Origin of the sequence: Shewanella xiamenensis, from assembly GCF_024971755.1 — a bacterium.
In the GTDB taxonomy this organism is placed as follows: Bacteria; Pseudomonadota; Gammaproteobacteria; order Enterobacterales; family Shewanellaceae; genus Shewanella; species Shewanella xiamenensis.
In genome coordinates this window covers 2,207,900-2,226,768 of the sequence record NZ_CP079718.1, presented here as the reverse complement: position 1 = coordinate 2,226,768, position 18,869 = coordinate 2,207,900, and the positions used below count along the sequence as shown (strand labels likewise).

The following is an 18,869-nucleotide window of genomic DNA, read 5'->3' as shown; positions in this document are numbered from 1 at the left end:
ATAAACCGACTAAAAATGATATTCAATTTACGCAAACAGATCCTAATTTGCAGCCTAATCGGTAAATTTATTGCACTAAGAACTACTGTTCATCCGTAAAATGATACTCAGACATCATATGCCCAAGCTCAGTGGACTTAGTCTTTAAGTAAGCCTCATTATAGCGATTTTTACCGACTTGTAAGGGTACGCGCTCAACCACTTCGATGCCGATGTCTTTCATCGCTTTGACTTTGCGAGGGTTATTGGTCATTAAGCGTACATGCTTTACGCCAATCTGCTCAAGCATAGGCTGGATCATATCGTATTTACGCATGTCCGCAGGGAAACCTAACTGTTCATTCGCCTCAACCGTATTGGCGCCTTTATCCTGCAACTCATAGGCGCGGATCTTATTTAGCAGACCAATACCACGACCTTCCTGACGCAAATATAAGATAAACCCACTGCCGGTCTCGGCAATGTTTTGCATCGCGGTTTGCAGCTGGAATCCACAGTCACAGCGTAAGCTGAATAAGGCATCGCCAGTGAGACACTCAGAGTGAATACGGCCTAAAACAGGAGCATCGCTACTTAGGGTGCCAAATGTGAGGGCAACATGCTCTTTACCGGTTTCGGTATCTTCAAAACCGTGCATGGCAAAAACGCCCCAGGGAGTGGGTAATTTTGACGTCGCGACATATTTTATCGACATGACTTAACCTTAACGACAACTCTCATTCCATGAGACGGAAGGAACATCCATAAACAAAACAATGATTAGGTACTTAGCCTACGGCGCACCTATTCTAAAGTGTTTTCAGCAATCGCGAAATACTTTAGTAATTTAATCAACTACAAAACTAAGCTATTAACTGGGTGACTCATTCAGCTCAGTGGGTAATATGTCGAGCCAAGGCGCTGCAAAATAGATAAGTGTTCTATTTTGCAACTCATTGAATAACTTAGCAATGTAGCTTAAAATTTTGCTGGTGCAAAACCTGTTACTTCAGTCAAGCCCATTTCGCGCCCTAAAGCAGTCATTGGGTGCACAACAACTAAGCCTTTTACTGACTTTTTCAGTTGACCCATATCGGCTTGCTCGGCTTTGGTGAGGGCACGATGAAATGGCAAGTGCTGAATATCCACCCCTTGCTTTTGTAATAAACGCGACTGCTGCGTTTTTACGCTATTGATTTGCTTAGTAACAGCCTCAATCTCGCGTTTAAACTGCGCCACGATGACAACATCGCCACGTTGCTCTGCCGCCGCCAGTTTACGACGAAACTTATCTAACTTATCGTTTAGCTGCTGCAGTTCTTGCTTTAAATTCATTATGTTACCTTAAATTACTTTAGTGAGTCCCGACCGATATTGACCTAATTTTTGGCCTGTTTGTCTGGGTCACTGTGTCAAGGTGTGGGATTATAACAGCAAGTTAGCGATCCTCGTTACCGCTTTTATAAGAAACGGATCACCTGATTACTGCTACCCCGATATGGAAGGCTCGGATCTGCAAGATGTTGCTCGAATTTGCCATCCACCAGCACATCTACATATTCCAGCACCGCACGCTGTTTATCGCTCAATTCATTCCATACATAGCCCGTCCACAGCCAAATATCTTTACCGGGACATTCAGCTTTGACGCGCTTAACAAGCGCCAAAATCCCCTCAAGATTGGCGGGTAAAAGTGGATCGCCGCCAGAGAGTGATAATCCACGGCGAACGATCCGCGTATCCTGCAAATCGGCGATGATATTATCTTCCATTGCCTTATCAAATAAATGGCCAGAGCGCACATCCCAAGTACTTTGATTATAGCAACCACGGCATTGGTGCTCACAGCCTGAAACAAATAAGGTGGCCCGAGTGCCTGGGCCGTTGACCACATCAACGGGATAATATTGCTGATAGTTCATTGTATAAGTCCAATACGAAATACAAGGAGCGCCAGACTGGCTAAAAATCAAAGCACAGTCCCATGCTAAGCGACTGTGCTGATATCAGTGTAACAAACACAATAAGGCAAAAATGTTACAAGTGTTTGATCCTACGCTTCACTTCTTCTTGCTTACCATGGTTGAACGGTCTGGCATCGGGACTACCTAAGTAACCACACACACGGCGCGTAACAGACACTCGACTTGGCTCATGGTTGCCGCATTTAGGGCAAGTAAATCCTTTACTAGTACAGCTAAATTCGCCGGTAAAACCACAATCATAACATTCGTCAATCGGCGTGTTAGTACCGTAGTAAGGTACACGGCTATAGCTGTAATCCCAGACATTTTCGAGCGCTTCGATATTGTGCTGCATATTAGGATATTCGCCGTAGCAAATAAAACCACCATTGGCGATGGCGGGATATGGCTGCTCAAAATCGATTTTATCGTAAGGATTCACGTGCTTTTCCACATCTAAATGGAAGCTATTGGTGTAATAGCCCTTATCGGTTACCCCCGCAACCACACCAAACTGGCGCGCATCGAGCTTACAAAAACGACTGCAGAGACTCTCACTTGGGGTGCTATAAAGGCTGAATCCATAACCCGTTTCGGCCTTCCATGCGTCGGTAGCCGCTTTAAGATGCGCAACAATCGCCACCGCTTTTTCACGAAGCTTAGCATCATCAAACACATGGGTTTCAGTGCCATAGAGCGCATTAATGGTTTCATGTAAACCGATATAACCTAATGAAATCGATGCCCGACCATTTTTAAAGATTTGGGCGATATCATCATCGGCACGCAAGCGCACGCCACAGGCACCTTCCATATACAAAATCGGCGCAACTCTGGCTTTCACTCCGTTTAACCGTTCGATACGCGTATCTAATGCACGGCGGGCAAGTAATAGCCGCTCATCCAGAATACGGTAGAACTCAGCCTCATCGCCATTCGCTTCTAGCGCAACACGTGGCAAGTTTAAGCTAACAACACCAAGGTTATTGCGCCCTTCATGGACGAGTTCACCATTTTCTTTATAGGAACCTAAAAAGCTGCGGCAACCCATAGGGGTTTTAAACGAACCCGTCACTTTTTCCACTTGCTCATAGTTCAAAATATCTGGATACATGCGCATACTGGCGCATTTAAGGGCCATTTGTTTTACATCGTAATTGCAATCGCCGACTTTGTGGTTAATACCATCACGGATGGCAAACACCAATTTAGGGAACACCGCTGTTTTACGATTTTTACCTAACCCCGCCATGCGTACTTTCAGCATCGATTGTTGAATTAAACGCGACTCCCACGAAGTACCTAGACCGAAACCAAAGGTCACAAACGGGGTTTGTCCATTAGCGGTATGTAAGGTATTCACCTCATATTCAAGGGATTGGAAAGCATCGTGGCATTCTTTTTCAGTCTGAGCAGTGGCATAGGCTTTAGCATCTTTAATCTGCCAATTCAGTGCCACTTGATAATGTTTGTCATAACTCTTGGCCACAAAAGGCGCTAACACTTCATCAATACGATTAATCGTGGTACCGCCATAGATATGGCTTGCCACTTGGGCAATAATTTGCGCCGTCACAGCCGTAGCGGTAGAGATCGATTTTGGGGTCTCAATTTCGGCGTTGCCCATCTTAAAGCCATGGGTCAACATGCCCGCCAAATCAATCAACATACAGTTAAACATCGGGAAAAAGGGCGAGTAATCAAGATCGTGATAGTGGATCTCACCGATTTCGTGCGCAGCCACCACATCCTTAGGCAGAATATGGCTCTTGGCATAATGTTTAGCCACGATGCCCGCCAGCAGATCCCGTTGAGTTGGGATCACTTTAGAGTCTTTATTGGCGTTTTCATTTAACAGCGCGGCATTGCTCTGCTCGACTAAACCACGGATTTCAAGATTGAGCTTACTGGTAGCATCGCGGCAAATGTCTCTGTCGTGACGATATTCAATGTAGACCCGTGCCAATGATTTATAAGGGCCTTCCATTAATAGGTTTTCAACCGCATCCTGTAGATGGTGGATTTCAACTTCTGCCATATTCGCCACTCGTTCTCTCACACAAGCGGCTACCGTCGCGGCATAATCTGCGTCCTCTATCCCAACCGAGTTTGCAGCAGCGACCACTGCATCTCTTATCCTTGTTTCATCAAAAGGTGTGCGGCAACCATCCCGCTTGATCACGACTGGCATTGTTTAATTCCTCTCCATCCCGATTAAAATTAACACTATATATAGTGATTAAATAATCTATCAACACAATATGTAGACAATTAAGCGGCATCGACACCTAAAATTCCATGATCCAGATCATGATTTATCCGATGGATAAAAAGAACAAATAAGAACTGCTGCCAAACCCAATGATCTCAGTTTTAGGCCTTGACCTTGATGCTAAAGCAAGATAGTAGACGCAGGAAATGGCGCTAATAATGACAAAAGACTTTGACCCAGAAGCCAAAGTCTATTGTTTTTGAAAGAATATTGTAAATAAGACTAGCGCTTAGCTAAGGCAAGATAACTGCTCAATTGTCCCGACGCTGATTGCTGCATCCCCATGGATGAAGCCACCTGCATCGTTGATTTAAGTCCCTGCCATAACTGTTTTTGACTATCGCTCATGGTGGGGTTGCTATTCAAATAATCCGTTAATTGACCAAACACTTTAGTCGCCTTTTGTGCCAGCACTGGCGACTGGGCATCATCCATGTTTTTTAACACATTTTTAGCATCCACTAACGTGTTGATCATCGGGCTATTAGGCGATTTTTCAGCCAAAGACTTTAGCTCATCATCGATAAAATCCTGCAAAGACTGTTTATTGGTACTTTGGCTTGGCAAACTAATGCCGTTTTGCGAGAGCCGTTCTACCTGTGCATCGGAAAGAATACCGTCTTTTTGTAACCGCGAGACTAAAGCGGGTATCTCAGCCACGCTAAATTTGCCATCAGCAAAAAAGTCTTTCGACATGGCCTGAATTTTTTGTGCTCGCAGTGCCCGTGGTGACAGCGCTATCTCGTCACTCGGTTTAGTATCAACCTTAGGGGGTTCTTTGGCTGAGGAGTTTGACTCCGTACTCGATTCAGTTTTACCTGTCTCCGTCTTTTTGCTATTCAGGCCATAAGCTTCAGCGGCACTGCTACGATTTAGATTAAGGGCATTTAAAAGAGAATTCATCGTCAATAATTCGGCGTCTAATACTGATTAATGGTTTTAAAGCAAAAACTAAGCCAATCAAGCAGTAAGTAGTGTCATATCGTAATCAACAGATAAATTCATCCTGACATTTTTAGCCTTTCCAGATCGCAGCTTCAATTAAATGTGCAACTTTTGCCACGGCAGCTTCACCTGCTGCAATGGCTTCAGCTGCTCGGTGGAACTCCATGGTGCCGATATTAGCCACTTCGGGTACAACACAGATATCGGGAGGGTCACCCATTAAACGCGCCCGTTTATGCCGCTGCTCTAAAATACTCATCGACTGGGACATCACCGCAATCATACCGGGATTAGATTTAGTCCCTAGGGAAAACTTATCGGTTAAGCTACCGACATATTCTCGCCCGCGGGCGAATAAATCCATAAAACCCGTTTCTTGGCGCGCGGGCATTTGGGTTTCATCTTTAGGTGCCCGATGGCTGGTCATATTAACGGGTAAAACTTGTAATCGACCGGTATGAAAACCTTGTAAATCAACGGCAATAACGATATCTACTCCCATAGCACGGCTCACCGAAACGGGGACAGGATTAACAACTGCACCATCTACCAACCAACGCTCACCTTGGCGGACAGGCGCTAATATCCCAGGCATAGAGCAAGAGGCCCGTACGGCTTGGCGTAAATCACCATGGCGAAACCAGATTTCCTGACCTGAATACAGATCCGTAGCAATGGCCGCAAAGGGACGCTCTAAATCCTCGATATTGATATCACCAATCCGCGATTGCAGCACATCGAATACTTTTTCGCCGCCAATTAGCCCACCTTTACGCCAACGAATGTCCATCAGTCCCAACACATCCCAACTAGAGAAGCTGCGCACCCACTCTTCAAGTTCCGCTAAATGATTATGAGCATAAGCAGCGCCAACAAGGGCGCCGATTGAGCATCCAGCGACCTTATCGGGTTTAATTCCCATGGCGGCGAGTCCATTGAGTACGCCAATATGCGCCCAACCTTTGGCTGCACCACTGCCTAAGGCAATACCGATCGTCGGAGTTGTCCCCTTACTCATAATAAATTCCCTTAATAAATCGATGATTTAAAGAAGCGCTATGACGTGAAAAAGCTAAATTCCAGCCAAAGTGTTGTCAATCATTAGACAACATAAACCGTTATGCTAGCCAGTCATTAGATACATTTATATGGTTTACGCTCGGCCTTATCCCCTTGCCATACTCAAGGGCAGAGAGTAACCACATCGTCGCTTGATATCCTGTAAGTTCATAGCCAATTTGGCTAAACATAGCACTCGGGGCAAATATCGAGCGTGACACAAGCCAAGCAAATAAGTGGCTATTTAGATGATTACGCAAGATTATGCCCAATCAAGATAGCTGACCATAGTGATTTAGCGCTATAATCTGCCCTCACTCAGATTTAGGGGATATACCTTTGCAGTTTACTGATTTTTCTCTGGACCAGCGTCTGTTACAAAGCTTAAAGCATATGGGGATTGCAACCCCAACCGCCATCCAGGAACAAGCATTACCTATCGCATTGGCAGGTAAAGATTTAATGGCATCATCAAAGACTGGGTCAGGTAAGACCTTGGCATTTTTGCTGCCCGCATTGCAAAGGGTTATCTCCACCCGCGCCCTCAGTAAGCGCGACCCTAGAGTATTAATTTTATTACCGACCCGCGAATTAGCCCATCAGGTGTACAGTCAGTTACGCTTATTGGTGGCCAATACCCAATATAAAGCGATTAGTGTATTGGGCGGTGAAAACTTTAACGATCAGGCTAAAGCGCTGGCAAAAGAGCCGCATTTTATTGTGGCAACGCCAGGGCGAATCGCTGATCACTTAGAACAAAAAAACTTATTCCTCAATGGATTAGAGTTGTTAGTTTTGGACGAAGCCGACCGTATGTTGGATTTAGGCTTTGCGCCACAGTTAAAAGCTATCAACGAGGCGGCCGATCATAAACGTCGTCAGACCTTAATGTTTTCAGCAACCTTAGATCATAGTGAAATCAATGAGATTGCGGCGGCATTACTTAAAAATCCATTACATGTGGCAATAGGCACGGCCCACAGTGAACATCAGGATATTTCGCAGCGAATTTATCTGTGTGATCATTTAGATCATAAAGAAGCCCTACTCAGTCGTTTACTGACGGATGAATCGCACAAGCAAGTGATTATTTTTACCGCCACCCGTGCCGATACAGAGCGGTTAGCCGCTAAGCTCTCGGCTCAAGGTTTTGCAACCGCCGCCTTAAGTGGCGAGTTAAAACAAACGGCACGTAACCAGATCATGGACCAATTTGCCCGTGGTCAGCAGCAAATATTGGTGACCACAGATGTGGCATCCCGTGGTTTAGACTTACTGAATGTATCCTTAGTCATTAACTTCGATATGCCCAAATTTGCCGAAGAATATGTTCATCGCATTGGCCGCACTGGCCGCGCGGGCGCCAAAGGTGACGCAATCTCCTTAGTTGGTCCTAAGGATTGGGATAACTTTAAAAAAGTACAACTTTTTTTAAGAAAAACTTTCGAAATCAGTGTAATTAAAGGGCTCGAAGCTAAATTTAGTGGTCTAAAAGAAAAGCCAAAGTCCGTCGCGACTAAAGGTGTAGTAAAGGCAAACACCAAAGCCAAATCTAAACCTAAGTCGCACCTTGTTAAAGCAGCGCCATCCCGTGATAAACGCTTTATCACGGGTGTTGATGTCGGTGATGCGCCAATGCGCAAAAAACCTGCGGCACAACTGCTACAAGATAATGACGACGAGATCTAAAAATAACGCAAAAGATAGCTCAAGTCCGTGAAACTTGAGCGCTCAAAATGAGTGACTCGCTGGAGCGATTTTTCCGGCGATACATAAGTAATTTGAAATAGTTAAAGGTGTAACATGCGAATTTGTGGTGTTGAATTAAAAGGTGGCGAAGCCATCATCAGTCTGCTCAGTTACGAAGGTGAAACCTTCAACGTACCCAGCTGCCGTAAAGTGTCTTTTAGCATTGCACAGTCGGCATCGACGGAGGCAATTCGTGAGTTTCACTTTGCTTTCCATAAGTTGATGGAAGATTATAAGATCGATGAAATTGTAATTATTGAGCGTGAGCAAAAAGGCAAACTGGCTGGTTCTGCTACTAGCTTCAAACTCGAAGCCGCAATTCAATTAGGCGAGCTGCCTGTAACCTTGCTATCTCCAGTGGCGATCAAGGAACAAAATAAGCGCAATCCACCTCAGGTAGACTTTGATAGCTTAGATCTGAAACGCTTCCAACAACCCGCCTTTGAGGCTGCCTACGCTCAGCAAAATCGCCATATTTTTGGTAAAGCTTAAGTGCTCTTGCTTGGCGCTATCACTTAGCGCCAAGCCACTTAGATATCGCAAGAATCATGCAAAACCTAAAATATGTCAGTGGTTATAGCCTAGATATCCAACGCCAAGTTGAACAGCTTTTACAAAGTGGCAAGCTTGGGGAAGTATTGCTTCGCCGTCATCCGCACATTCATCATATCCGCAGTGATAAAGCCCTTTACGACTATACCCAAGGGATAAAAAATCAGTTTTTACGCCAATCCTCTCCCCTATCGAAAGTGATCTTTGATGACAAAATTAGCATGAGTCATCATGCACTTGGCTTACATTCCTACGTCTCTAGAGTGCAAGGTAACAAAATCAAAGCGAAGAATGAAATTCGTATATCTTCTCGCTTAAAACGTGTGCCTGAACCTTTGTTACGAATGGTAGTGGTGCACGAACTCGCCCACCTAAAAGAGAAGGATCACAATAAAGCTTTTTATAATCTGTGTACTTATATGGAACCAGATTACCACCAATTTGAATTTGATCTGCGCTTACTGCTGACCTGTATTGATGCCAATCAATCCCCTTATATCGCGCACTCAATAGACTCAGTTTGAGTACTTATTTTTATTGACCCAAGAGTTGACTGATAATAGTTTTCATTTAGAATAATCATGTATTATCTGTCACGTACTTAGGCTGTATGAAAACGCAAAATATTGGTAGAAAGCTAGAAAAATGGTGTAAGAAACAAGCCAAGAAACTGCAAAAGCAACAGGCAACATTATCCAATGCAGCATCAGTTAACTATGCAGCAAAATCATCTTTCTCAGCGGAGCCAATAAAACAGACTACTGCAACCAAAAGTAAAAAAGCACAACGCAAGCACTTAAATCAATTATTGGCTGAGTATATTGCCAAACAACACATTCAAGATCTTGATAAAGCCGCACGTAAGCAGCAATTAAAATTAGCCAAAGCGCATTTTAATGCCGCAAATGATGCACAATTTTTATCCATTGCAGCCATCAAACGCATTTCCCCCTTACCGACAGAGCGAAGCTTTGCACTTCGTCCTTATAAAAAGTCTCCCTGTGGAGGATGTCCTGCATTAAAGGGGCGTCTATGTAAATGTGCGTTAAAAGCGATGCAGAAACGCCAGGCAAGTTAATATTGTTTATCGATCTTGATTAAATAAATTTGAAGATATCTCAAAATAAGAGTGGTTAGATATTTTCTGCTGGCTATCTTCGCTATTCACACGTCATTCAATCAATACCTGTACGCTCACTAAAAGCCTAAAGAGGCTCGATTTATTATTTTAAATACCGATAACAAGGGCGAAATTTAATCAAATTTAAGCAAGCAGTCTTATCCAAGCATATGCAGCCAAACAACAAACCCAACAAAAAGCCTGACAAATACACCACTCAAATCATTTAGTTGCTGAGGCACATTCAATAGAAATACAAACGCCGATGAATCAGTATTCATCGGCGTTTTTATACTCAGAACGGGACAAACGAAAATGAATTAACCTAAATTCATCAACGACTGACGACTATTGACCATATTCGTAAAGCTACGCAACCCTTGGTTTGCTAATTGGCTCGCCATAGGAATATCGGCTTTCATTGGATCGACGGGTTTACCGTTTACATGGAATTCATAATGTAAATGCGGACCAGTTGAACGCCCAGTATTACCAGATAAGGCAATCACTTGACCGCGTGTGACTCTCTGGCCTTTACGCACTAATGCCTTTGAAAGGTGTAAATAGCGGGTGCTATATTTACCACCATGTTCAATCACAATATATTTACCTGCAAATTGGTGATCCGTTACTAAACTCACCACGCCATCACCAGGCGCTATAACCTTAGTACCAATAGGGACAGAAAAATCAGTACCATTATGGGGAGAAATACGGCCAGTGATCGGATGTTTACGAGCAGGGTTAAAACGTGAACTCATGCGAGGCTGTTTAGCCAATGGAATACGCTGGAAAGCACGCACTAAACTGCGCCCTTTTGCATCATAATAACTGCCATCGGTATGCTGAAAGGCACTGATTTCTGAACGCCCAGTTTTAATGCTAACACCTAATATTTGACTGCTACCGGTTGCTTCGCCTTCAACATATTGATCATTTACCAAAACAGAAAATTTATCTCCTGCATGTAAATCCCGTGCAAAATTCACTTTTTCTTTGAGTAAATCTTCAATCCGCTGAATATCAGCTGCCGCTAAGCCCATTTTTTGAGCCGATACGTAAAATGAGCCTTTAATATCACCAGTAATAATGCGGTTTTGCCAAACGCCTTCAACGTTAATTTCTTCAACGTTGAAGCTACCATCTTCATAACGAGTAAATACGACTTGGCGTGCGGCGTTAAAATAAAGCTCCAACTTTTGCAGTTGGCCATCATTATCGAGCCAAAACTGAATCCGGTTCCCAGGTAATAAGGTATCGAGTGCCAAAATATTTAAATCGGCCTCTAGTACTTTATACATCGTTAGCTGGTCAACACCCGCCTTAGAGAATAAAGCGCTTAGAGTATCACCGGAGGCAATAACACGCTCAAAATCAGGGGTATTGTCAATAACAGTGGTAGAATCAACAGGCTCAGAAACTTGCGGTAAAACAGTTTCAATGTCGAGAGCTACGGGAATTCGTTGTGCTGTGGGTACGACATGATTAGCATTCGGCATTAACATCGCCGCACCGATCAATAAACCACCTACGAGGAGAATATTTTTATGGGCTGAAGATAAATTCTGCAAACGAATTTGCGGAAAATTAGCCAAATTGGGTTTGCCTGTCTGCAACGCTTTCACCTTTTGTTATCGTTTTTGCGTTATATTTTTGAACCAGTCCCACCTAGGGAAGCCCGAATTTTCCCAACTTATCCCAAAAAACCGATTATGACAAACGCTATTTTGCACTTTAACAGCACTATTTCCCAAAAACATGCGTCAGTTGGCACTTTAAATCGATTGTGCGTTCTGTATCTATATGTTAAACAGCACAAAGCAACGCATTAAATTACAATAAAAACAACAAGTTAAACAAACTACCAATCCCTTTAACTGACACTAAGGCAAAATCACCTTGATTTCGCTCCCATGGGAGGTTTTCAACAGATCTATTCGAGTGTTTATCTGCTCTTTCATCTCAGAAACATGAGATATCACGCCGATCATCCTACCCGCCGATTGCAAATCCATTAAGGTACGGATGGCAAGTTCAAGGGAGTCCTGATCTAGGCTGCCAAAACCTTCGTCGATAAATAACGTATCAAGTTTTATCCCACCGGCGTAGGCTTGCACCACGTCTGATAAACCCAGCGCCATAGATAAAGCTGCCATAAAACTCTCCCCACCACTTAAGGTCGCCACGGGACGCACTTTTGCGGTATAAGCGTCTTCGACTTCAAGCTCAAGCCCTGATGCCTTATTTCCCTTCGCTCTGTCTTCTTTACGCAATAATCGATAACGACCTTTACTCATCAGGTGTAATCTCTGAGTTGCTGCGAGTAAAACATCATCGAGTAATACGCTTAATACAAAACGTTGCAGAGAAATCTTGTTGCCAGTATTGCCATTGGCCACATCGGCCAAGGTGCCAATAATGGCGTATTCATCCTCAAGGGCTTTCGCTTTTTGATCGACAATACTGAGCTGTGTTTGAGTTTGTTTAAGCAAAGAGAACCGTGTATTAAGTTGGCTCCATGTAGCTTCAGCGAGATTATGTTGTTGGTGCTTTTCTGCAAGCATGGCTTCTAGGGCATCAAGGTCGGGCACGCTGACATCAGCAAGCTCAGTTCTTAGCTGATCAAGCTGTGATTGATTTAAGGCGCACTGTCGATGATAGGTTTCAATACGCTCGCCCAACGCTTGAATTTGTTCATCGGCTAATAATGCCGCCCTTAATGCGTCCCTATCAGTAAAACCCGCTAAATGCAGTTGTGAGTTAAGGTCGCCATCGGCCAAAGCCTGCTGCTCATCTGCGCTATGGCAGCGTTGTATCGCAGCCTCTAGCGCCGTTTGCGCTGCCACACAATGCTCAGATGCCTGCTTTAGTGAGTTTCTAAGAGCATGAATCTGCTCACGACTCTTCTCAAGCTGCCGTTGATTATCATTAATCGCTTGATTTAACGCAGTAAGCGAGCGGTATTCGTCAGGGATCCGAAGCGCCTTTTCCGCTAATTGACCGGATAGACGCGCCACTTCACCTTCTTGTTGATGATACCGCTCACGCTCAAGCTCTAATTGTTGCGTCAATACTAACTCTTGCTGCTGCAACGCTTTGATTTGCTGCTGTAACCGCTGTAATGCTTGGGTGGCGACTTCAGCTTGTTTTGCTTGGCGTGTTAATTCCTCAAGCCGATGGACATGCGATTCAAGTGGTAACTCAACCGTATCCCCCAGCGAGGAGGCCAGTTCATTTGCCTGCGACTGCTGTGCTTCTAACTGTTTTTGTAGCCCCCGATACTCTGCCCTCGCTTTGCTGAGCTGTTCGAGTGCATTCACCTCGGCATCCTGCGCAGCTTGCAGCTGTGCGTCCGTTGGATGATCATGACTGGTTGCAGGATGAGGATGCTCGATACTGCCGCAAACTGGGCAGGGTTCATCGAGTTTGAGTTCCCTCGCTAAAATGGCTGCTTGACCTTGAAACCAGTTGAGCTGTAAAGACTTATAGTCACTTAGCGCTGCCTGATGCTGCGCGTTCAGCATCTTTCCTTGTAATCCTGCTTGTACAAGTGCCTCTTCGGTTTGTGCAACTTTGGCGCAGATTTGTTGCCATTGTTTGAACAACTCAAGTAAGTGGCGCTGTTGCTGCAAGGCTTGTGCGGTCGCGAGTTGACGCTCACTTTGCTGTTGTAATGCTGGCAATTGATTTTCATAGGTGCTGCGCTGATCAACTAAGCTTACAAGCGCCGTCTTAGTCTCTTGCCCCTGCTCTTTGGTTTGTTGCTGTATCTCTTTTGCCTGCGATAAAGCTTGTTCAAGGCTAGAAAATTCTGCCAACTGCGGTACTAACGTGCTGAGTTGATTATGTTGTTGATCAAAATCGCGCAACTGTTGTTCAAGGGGAATAAGTTCCTGCGCCTCGATCTCAGCTTTGGCAAGCGCAAGCTTTGCCGTATCGAGAGCCATTTGGGCATGGCTGCGCTGATCATTAGCAATTGTCGCTTCGTGTTCCCTCGATAACGCATTATCTAATAAGGGCTTTAGACGCTGCGCTTGCTTTGCCACATTCAGGCGAGCCGTTTGCGCTGCAATATCTGCTTGCTGTTCATGAAGCAAAGTGGCTTGGGATTCCAATTCACTTAAACGGGTAAATTCAGCAAACCGTTGCCGCGCACTGTCATGCTGTTTTAACGCCTGTAGATGCGCCGCCGTGCTACGTTCTTTCGCGGCGATAGCGGCCGCCAATTCGGGTTCTATTCGACTAAATTCAGCGGCAAGCTCGTCGTCACTCGCTAGCTCCGCGGTTTGTAGAATGCCATCGCGACGCGCACGCTGCTCTTTAACCAAGCCGCGGATATCGGCCGCCTTCGCCTTTAAGATATCTTCAATACGTTTATAGATATGGGTTTGAAATAATTGACTAAAAATTTGCTCACGCGCCTTGGAGTCAGCCATGAGTAATTCACGAAACTTCCCCTGTGGCAGCACCATAACCTGACGAAATTGTTCTACGTCTAAGCCCGTTAACGCTTCAATTTCAGCCGTTGCATCTGAGACTTTACTGGCGACTAATAGGGTTTCAGTACCATCGGGAGCGATCTTAAACAGCTGCGCCTCGCTCTTTTGGACTGTCGAACCCTCGCCATTCTTTTTGAGTCTGTCCTGTTCGGGCACTCGGCGAATACGATAAGCAGTGTTACCCAATTTAAAACTAAAGGTCACTTCAGTAAGCAGATTATCATCGGCCATATCGCAGCGCATTTGGCTGCCTTCACGCTCATTGCCGGTGGTTTTTCCATACAACGCAAAGCAGATACCATCGAGCAGAGTCGTTTTACCCGCGCCAGTTGGCCCGTTGATCAAAAATAACGGATTATCACCAAGTTCAGTAAAATCAATGGTCTGAGTCGAAGCAAACGGGCCAAAAGCCGACATGGAAAGTTGTAGTGGCTTCATTCTGCCTGCTCCTCTTTTACGTCACGATGTGTTTCGCTGCGTTCAAGTTCGTCTCGATGAAGCTGGGTTAGGATATCCTCCATTACCGCCTGCTGCGCCGGCGTTAATTCATCCCCCGAGACTTGGGCAAAAAAGTCATGAAACATGGCCATTTCACCTTTTTTTATATGATCTCGATTGAGCACCACCGCCTGATCGCCCGCCATCAATCCGGTGCGTTCTAAATGCAGCACATTGGGATAAACACTGCGCAGTTTGCCCATGGCATCTAAAATGGCGTGTTTATCGAGCAGACGCACCATTAAATAATCCTCACGCTTGGCATCGGTTTTCCCTACTGCTAATAAATGTGCCAATTCACCTTCAATTATCCGCACATCACGTAGCGCAGTTAAGGGCAAGAGTTGGATTTGAGCAGGAGATTGCGCAGCGATATCCACTAAGGTGACAGACTTATGCTGGTGTTGCTCACTAAAGGAATATTTTAGGATTGAGCCTGAGTAGCGCACCTGTTCGCAGCCTTTGTATTGCGGACCATGTAAATGCCCTAGGGCGACATAGTCAAACTCACTAAACAGCCGTGGGGAAATTTTATCCGCGCCGCCGATACTTAATGGCCGTTCGGATTCAGACTCGCTGCCACCATCCAAAAAGCAATGACTCACCACCACTTTAGGTAAACCTTGGCTATCATGGGAGCGAACCTGTTCTAGCAATAACGCCATCGCCTCTTCATGGCTCGATACGCTAAGGCCTTTGGCATCGGTTTCAAAAACTTGGCGCACGGTAGCAGGTTCAGCGTAAGGCAGCGGATAAAAGTAAGCGTCGCCACTGGCACTGGTTAAACGAGTAGGTACTAATTCGGCTTGTAGCGGCCCAATAATATGTAAACCACTGGCAGCCATTTGTTTAGCAGCAAATCCCAAACGCTCATGGCCATCGTGATTGCCAGCAATCATCAGCACTTGTATACCCAATTGGTTAACAAGGCGATTAAGCACATCATTAAGTAAAGCGACGGCACTGGCGGGTGGAATCGATCTATCGTAAATATCCCCCGCAATAATCACCGCATCAACACTGTGCTGCTGCGCCAATGCAACAATTTGATCAAGTACATAAGCCTGATCATCCAGTAATGATTGATTATGTAACTGACGGCCAATATGCCAGTCTGAGGTGTGAATAAATCGCATTATTGCTGAACCTTAATGGATGCTAAGCCAACGCTATGGCGCGGAATGCTTGTCGTTAAGTTATTTGTCAAAGCTGCTTGTCGGATAATCTCGCCCAATGACTCGCCAATAAACCCTAAAAACACTTTAAAAAATGCTAGGTTATCCTAAAAAATGCCGCTGAGTATAGTCAATACAATGGGAGTGGAGAGATTTACAGCAAAGAGGTCGAAGACTGCGCTAACAGATCACCATTAGCGCAAATAAGGTCAGTGCTCAGCTTGAAGAAAGTTGATCCGTACCAAAATCATCATCAAAACAGTTGGTATTGGCTGGCGAGCAATTTCACACTCATGGCCAGCGACATGGTCACTACTAAGGGCTTAATGATCTTTGTGCCCTTAGTGACTACTAAACGTGATCCCAAGGTTGCACCAATGGCTTGGCCCGCTAACATCACTAAGCCGAGTAACCAAATGACTTTTCCGCCAAGGGCGAAAAAAATCAGCGAGGCAATATTGGTCGAAAAATTCAACACCTTTGCGTGAGCCGTCGCTTTGGCGAGGCCAAAACCCGCGAGGGTAACAAACGCCAACGCAAAAAAGCTGCCAGTCCCTGGACCAAAAAAGCCATCATACAAGCCCACACCTAACGCGGCAGTAAAAGCAAAGGCGGTAGGGGTTAAGACTTGGTGGCGATCATCTTCCGAAATCTTTTTCGAGAACAAGAAGTAGCAACCAATAGCGAGGATTAAAAACGGTAATACTAACTCAAGGATTTTGGTATCCACTAACTGCACCAACACTGTACCTAACGCCGCACCGACAAAGGCACAAAACAGCGCGAGTTTGACAGTTTTGAGATCAACCAATCCCTTACGTACAAAGTACAAGCTCGCAAAAAAGCTGCCACCGCATGCCTGTAACTTGTTAGTGCCAAGGGCGACCGCTGGCGGTAACCCTGCCCACATTAACGCAGGAATCGTCAGTAATCCCCCACCTCCAGCAATAGAGTCGATAAAGCCCGCCACCATAGCCACGCCAAACAGTAATGCTGCAACTTGTAGAGTTAATTCAAATTCCATGATTTTTATAATTGAGTTATAGGAGCTAAGGCTTCGCATTAGACTGCGTTTGCCTTATAAATGCAAAGGAGTTATTGTCGCGCTAGCGTGAGCAAAGCTCACACTAAACCGTTTGTTAAACACCTTGATTTGGATATGAATATGTTTACTAGCTTGCCACCGCTCAATGCATTACGGGCATTCGAGTCTGCTGCCCGCTTAAAGAGTATGACGCTGGCGAGCAAAGAACTGCACGTCACCCATGGCGCAATCAGTAAACAAATCATGGTATTAGAAGATTTTTTAGGTTTCGCCCTCTTTGTTAGGCTACATAAAAAAGTCGAACTCACTGACGAAGCCAAGCGTTACTTCCCCCACGTACAAGCGGCGCTGCAAACCTTATCGAGCGCCACCGCCGATTTGCGTAGCCAAGGTTCTCAGCCACAAACCTTAGCCATCAATGTATTACCAAGTTTAACCATCAACTGGTTAATCCCTCGTATGGAGCAATTTAAGTCGCGTTATCCACATTTATATGTGGATCTCTCGATAGGTGACTTTGCCGTTGACTTCAGCCAAGGGCGCTACGACATCGCGATCCGCAGTAGTACCAAGCAGCCTAAGGGAGTGAATTACATCAAACTCATGGATGAAGATTTGTGCTTAGTTTGTGCGCCGTCATTGGCCCCAAAACTGAAATGTATTGAGGATATTAATCATGTCACCTTACTCAAACACACCACTCGCCCAGAACTTTGGGATTATTGGGCTGAAAAGGTAGGCTTAACACTCACGCAAGAGCAAACCTTTGGCGTGGAGCATTTTTACATGTTGAGTCAGGCGGCTGCCAGTGGCATGGGCGCGGCGCTGATCCCACGCTTTTTTATTGAAGAACAATTAGCTAATGGCAGTTTAGTCATTCCCTTTCATGCACCGTTTACCAGCCCATACGTTTATTACCTACTCACACCTAAATCCCCAAGCTTGCCGTTAAAAGTGCAAGCATTTATCGAGTGGATGCTCGACCTCTTCGCTCCTTATCGCAATGCATGCTAAAAACAAAAAACCACCCGAAGGTGGTTTTTACGTCAGTCATAGTAACCACGTTACATGGTTGCCATTGTCCAGTAATCGAGACGCTTTTGAGGATCAGCCAGTAAGTTTTTACACTCTTCTTTATATTTCCCCATCAATACCCCGAGATTACTAGAGCCACCCAGGCTTTGTATTTGACGAGCTTTGGCATCGGCAACCGCTTGGGTCACCTCGGCTTCTGACTGGTATTTCTTCGCCAGATTTTCGGCTTCAACTTTAGACGCTTTTAAGCGTTCACCCACCGCTTGCATTTGTGGGGCATTCATGGCGCCAATCGCTTCAGAGCTAATTTGATAATAGGCTGCACATTCTATGGCTTCTTTAGCCAGAGCCTGTTGGGCTTCATCCGCAAACACGCTGTGGCTCATCGTCAGCATAAGACCTGCAATAGCAAAAGCTTTTAACATTGATATTGTCCTTTTTATTAGTAATTAAGAGTAAGCGACTTAAGCTAAGGATTTAGCTCAAGTTCATAGGTTACAAATTGTTGATCGCGCACAAACCCAAGTGCTTCATAAAGCCCTTGAGCACGTAAATTCTCTTTTTGGGTTTCGAGCACTAAATAACGCGCTCCTTGGCTACGAGCATAGTCTGCTGCCCGTTGTACCAGCGCCCGACCTAGCCCGACACATCGCGCATGCTGCGTGACAAATACATCATTCAGAATAAAAATCGGCGCTAAATTAAGGGATGAAAAACTGGGATATAACTGCACAAAACCCAAGCCTAAACCTTGAGGTGAGCGCGCAAAAAAAATCACCGATGACCCTTCATGCAAACGAGTTCGGATAAACAGCTCACCGGCCTCTACATCATCCTTACAGCCATAAAACTGCCGATACTCATTAAATAAAGGAGCAATATCATGACTGTGGGACTCATTAGCTTGAATGATTCTATTTGCCATCGGCTTAACCAACCTTAAGTCCATATCCATATTGACGCCTTATCAAGCTATA

General features: G+C 45.1%; 17 protein-coding genes. 5 read left to right on the top strand and 12 right to left on the bottom strand.

What is annotated here, in order from left to right; all coding sequences use genetic code 11:
* Positions 1-82 precede the first annotated feature (82 nt).
* From ribA to rssA, 6 genes are all read right to left on the bottom strand, one after another.
* Positions 83-694 carry a GTP cyclohydrolase II gene (gene ribA, locus KXJ80_RS11095; RefSeq protein WP_069455185.1) on the bottom strand — a complete coding sequence of 204 codons (612 nt, stop codon included), beginning with the start codon at positions 692-694 and terminating at the stop codon, positions 83-85.
* A gap of 263 nt (positions 695-957) precedes the next feature.
* A complete protein-coding gene (locus tag KXJ80_RS11090; RefSeq protein WP_037419602.1) occupies positions 958-1,314 on the bottom strand; it encodes a YibL family ribosome-associated protein in 357 nt (118 codons plus the stop codon).
* A 125-nt stretch (positions 1,315-1,439) separates the two neighbouring features.
* Entirely contained in the window at positions 1,440-1,901 is a 462-nt protein-coding gene (gene nrdG / locus KXJ80_RS11085) for an anaerobic ribonucleoside-triphosphate reductase-activating protein (protein WP_218738778.1), read from the bottom strand.
* A gap of 115 nt (positions 1,902-2,016) precedes the next feature.
* Positions 2,017-4,134, bottom strand: a complete 2,118-nt coding sequence (gene nrdD, locus KXJ80_RS11080; protein ID WP_037419596.1) for an anaerobic ribonucleoside-triphosphate reductase — start codon at positions 4,132-4,134, stop codon at positions 2,017-2,019.
* A 303-nt stretch (positions 4,135-4,437) separates the two neighbouring features.
* Positions 4,438-5,118: a hypothetical protein gene (locus tag KXJ80_RS11075; RefSeq protein ID WP_259474778.1), complete on the bottom strand. Its 681-nt coding sequence runs from the start codon at positions 5,116-5,118 to the stop codon at positions 4,438-4,440.
* A 112-nt stretch (positions 5,119-5,230) separates the two neighbouring features.
* Complete coding sequence (gene rssA, locus KXJ80_RS11070; RefSeq protein WP_037419588.1) at positions 5,231-6,178, bottom strand: patatin-like phospholipase RssA; 948 nt, start codon at positions 6,176-6,178, stop codon at positions 5,231-5,233.
* A 380-nt stretch (positions 6,179-6,558) separates the two neighbouring features.
* Between rssA and KXJ80_RS11065 the strand changes: the two genes are divergently transcribed.
* The 4 genes from KXJ80_RS11065 (at position 6,559) to KXJ80_RS11050 (ending at position 9,598) form a co-directional block, all read left to right on the top strand.
* The gene (locus tag KXJ80_RS11065) at positions 6,559-7,908 is read left to right on the top strand and encodes a DEAD/DEAH box helicase (RefSeq protein WP_099458297.1); all 1,350 of its coding nucleotides are present in this window, start codon (positions 6,559-6,561) and stop codon (positions 7,906-7,908) included.
* A 114-nt stretch (positions 7,909-8,022) separates the two neighbouring features.
* Positions 8,023-8,460: a DUF3010 family protein gene (locus tag KXJ80_RS11060; RefSeq protein ID WP_037419582.1), complete on the top strand. Its 438-nt coding sequence runs from the start codon at positions 8,023-8,025 to the stop codon at positions 8,458-8,460.
* 56 nt (positions 8,461-8,516) lie between these two features.
* Positions 8,517-9,044, top strand: a complete 528-nt coding sequence (locus KXJ80_RS11055; RefSeq protein ID WP_037427302.1) for a M48 metallopeptidase family protein — start codon at positions 8,517-8,519, stop codon at positions 9,042-9,044.
* Between the two features lie 86 nt (positions 9,045-9,130).
* On the top strand, positions 9,131-9,598 hold the full coding sequence (locus KXJ80_RS11050; RefSeq protein WP_144376453.1) for a hypothetical protein: 468 nt from the start codon (positions 9,131-9,133) through the stop codon (positions 9,596-9,598).
* A 362-nt stretch (positions 9,599-9,960) separates the two neighbouring features.
* Here the strand turns inward: KXJ80_RS11050 and KXJ80_RS11045 are convergent, their stop codons facing one another.
* The 4 genes from KXJ80_RS11045 to KXJ80_RS11030 form a co-directional block, all read right to left on the bottom strand.
* On the bottom strand, positions 9,961-11,256 hold the full coding sequence (locus KXJ80_RS11045) for a peptidoglycan DD-metalloendopeptidase family protein (protein WP_259474777.1): 1,296 nt from the start codon (positions 11,254-11,256) through the stop codon (positions 9,961-9,963).
* Positions 11,257-11,523: 267 nt separating this feature from the next.
* Positions 11,524-14,577, bottom strand: coding sequence for an SbcC/MukB-like Walker B domain-containing protein (locus tag KXJ80_RS11040; RefSeq protein WP_259474776.1), 3,054 nt, complete (start codon positions 14,575-14,577; stop codon positions 11,524-11,526).
* Complete coding sequence (locus KXJ80_RS11035; protein WP_218738781.1) at positions 14,574-15,773, bottom strand: exonuclease SbcCD subunit D; 1,200 nt, start codon at positions 15,771-15,773, stop codon at positions 14,574-14,576. The genes KXJ80_RS11040 and KXJ80_RS11035 overlap by 4 nt, the downstream gene beginning before the upstream one ends.
* Positions 15,774-16,065: 292 nt before the next feature.
* The gene (locus KXJ80_RS11030) at positions 16,066-16,836 is read right to left on the bottom strand and encodes a TSUP family transporter (protein WP_037419568.1); all 771 of its coding nucleotides are present in this window, start codon (positions 16,834-16,836) and stop codon (positions 16,066-16,068) included.
* Between the two features lie 141 nt (positions 16,837-16,977).
* Between KXJ80_RS11030 and KXJ80_RS11025 the strand changes: the two genes are divergently transcribed.
* Positions 16,978-17,871: a LysR family transcriptional regulator gene (locus KXJ80_RS11025; RefSeq protein ID WP_218738782.1), complete on the top strand. Its 894-nt coding sequence runs from the start codon at positions 16,978-16,980 to the stop codon at positions 17,869-17,871.
* Positions 17,872-17,921: 50 nt separating this feature from the next.
* Here the strand turns inward: KXJ80_RS11025 and KXJ80_RS11020 are convergent, their stop codons facing one another.
* Positions 17,922-18,317 (bottom strand): hypothetical protein, encoded by a 396-nt coding sequence (locus tag KXJ80_RS11020; RefSeq protein WP_037419558.1) that lies wholly within the window; start codon positions 18,315-18,317, stop codon positions 17,922-17,924.
* Between the two features lie 44 nt (positions 18,318-18,361).
* On the bottom strand, positions 18,362-18,817 hold the full coding sequence (locus KXJ80_RS11015) for a GNAT family N-acetyltransferase (RefSeq protein WP_037419745.1): 456 nt from the start codon (positions 18,815-18,817) through the stop codon (positions 18,362-18,364).
* Between the last annotated feature and the right edge of the window lie 52 nt (positions 18,818-18,869).

Bases quoted from the DNA above. Each gene is read 5' to 3' on its own strand.
- nrdD (WP_037419596.1), bottom strand. From the start codon at position 4,134: ATGCCAGTCGTGATCAAGCGGGATGGTTGCCGCACACCTTTTGATGAA.
- ribA (WP_069455185.1), bottom strand. From the start codon at position 694: ATGTCGATAAAATATGTCGCGACGTCAAAATTACCCACTCCCTGGGGC.
- KXJ80_RS11050 (WP_144376453.1), top strand. From the start codon at position 9,131: ATGAAAACGCAAAATATTGGTAGAAAGCTAGAAAAATGGTGTAAGAAA.
- KXJ80_RS11060 (WP_037419582.1), top strand. From the start codon at position 8,023: ATGCGAATTTGTGGTGTTGAATTAAAAGGTGGCGAAGCCATCATCAGT.
- KXJ80_RS11015 (WP_037419745.1), bottom strand. From the start codon at position 18,817: ATGGCAAATAGAATCATTCAAGCTAATGAGTCCCACAGTCATGATATT.
- KXJ80_RS11035 (WP_218738781.1), bottom strand. From the start codon at position 15,773: ATGCGATTTATTCACACCTCAGACTGGCATATTGGCCGTCAGTTACAT.
- KXJ80_RS11090 (WP_037419602.1), bottom strand. From the start codon at position 1,314: ATGAATTTAAAGCAAGAACTGCAGCAGCTAAACGATAAGTTAGATAAG.
- rssA (WP_037419588.1), bottom strand. From the start codon at position 6,178: ATGAGTAAGGGGACAACTCCGACGATCGGTATTGCCTTAGGCAGTGGT.
- KXJ80_RS11040 (WP_259474776.1), bottom strand. From the start codon at position 14,577: ATGAAGCCACTACAACTTTCCATGTCGGCTTTTGGCCCGTTTGCTTCG.
- KXJ80_RS11075 (WP_259474778.1), bottom strand. From the start codon at position 5,118: ATGAATTCTCTTTTAAATGCCCTTAATCTAAATCGTAGCAGTGCCGCT.
- nrdG (WP_218738778.1), bottom strand. From the start codon at position 1,901: ATGAACTATCAGCAATATTATCCCGTTGATGTGGTCAACGGCCCAGGC.
- KXJ80_RS11025 (WP_218738782.1), top strand. From the start codon at position 16,978: ATGTTTACTAGCTTGCCACCGCTCAATGCATTACGGGCATTCGAGTCT.
- KXJ80_RS11055 (WP_037427302.1), top strand. From the start codon at position 8,517: ATGCAAAACCTAAAATATGTCAGTGGTTATAGCCTAGATATCCAACGC.
- KXJ80_RS11030 (WP_037419568.1), bottom strand. From the start codon at position 16,836: ATGGAATTTGAATTAACTCTACAAGTTGCAGCATTACTGTTTGGCGTG.
- KXJ80_RS11020 (WP_037419558.1), bottom strand. From the start codon at position 18,317: ATGTTAAAAGCTTTTGCTATTGCAGGTCTTATGCTGACGATGAGCCAC.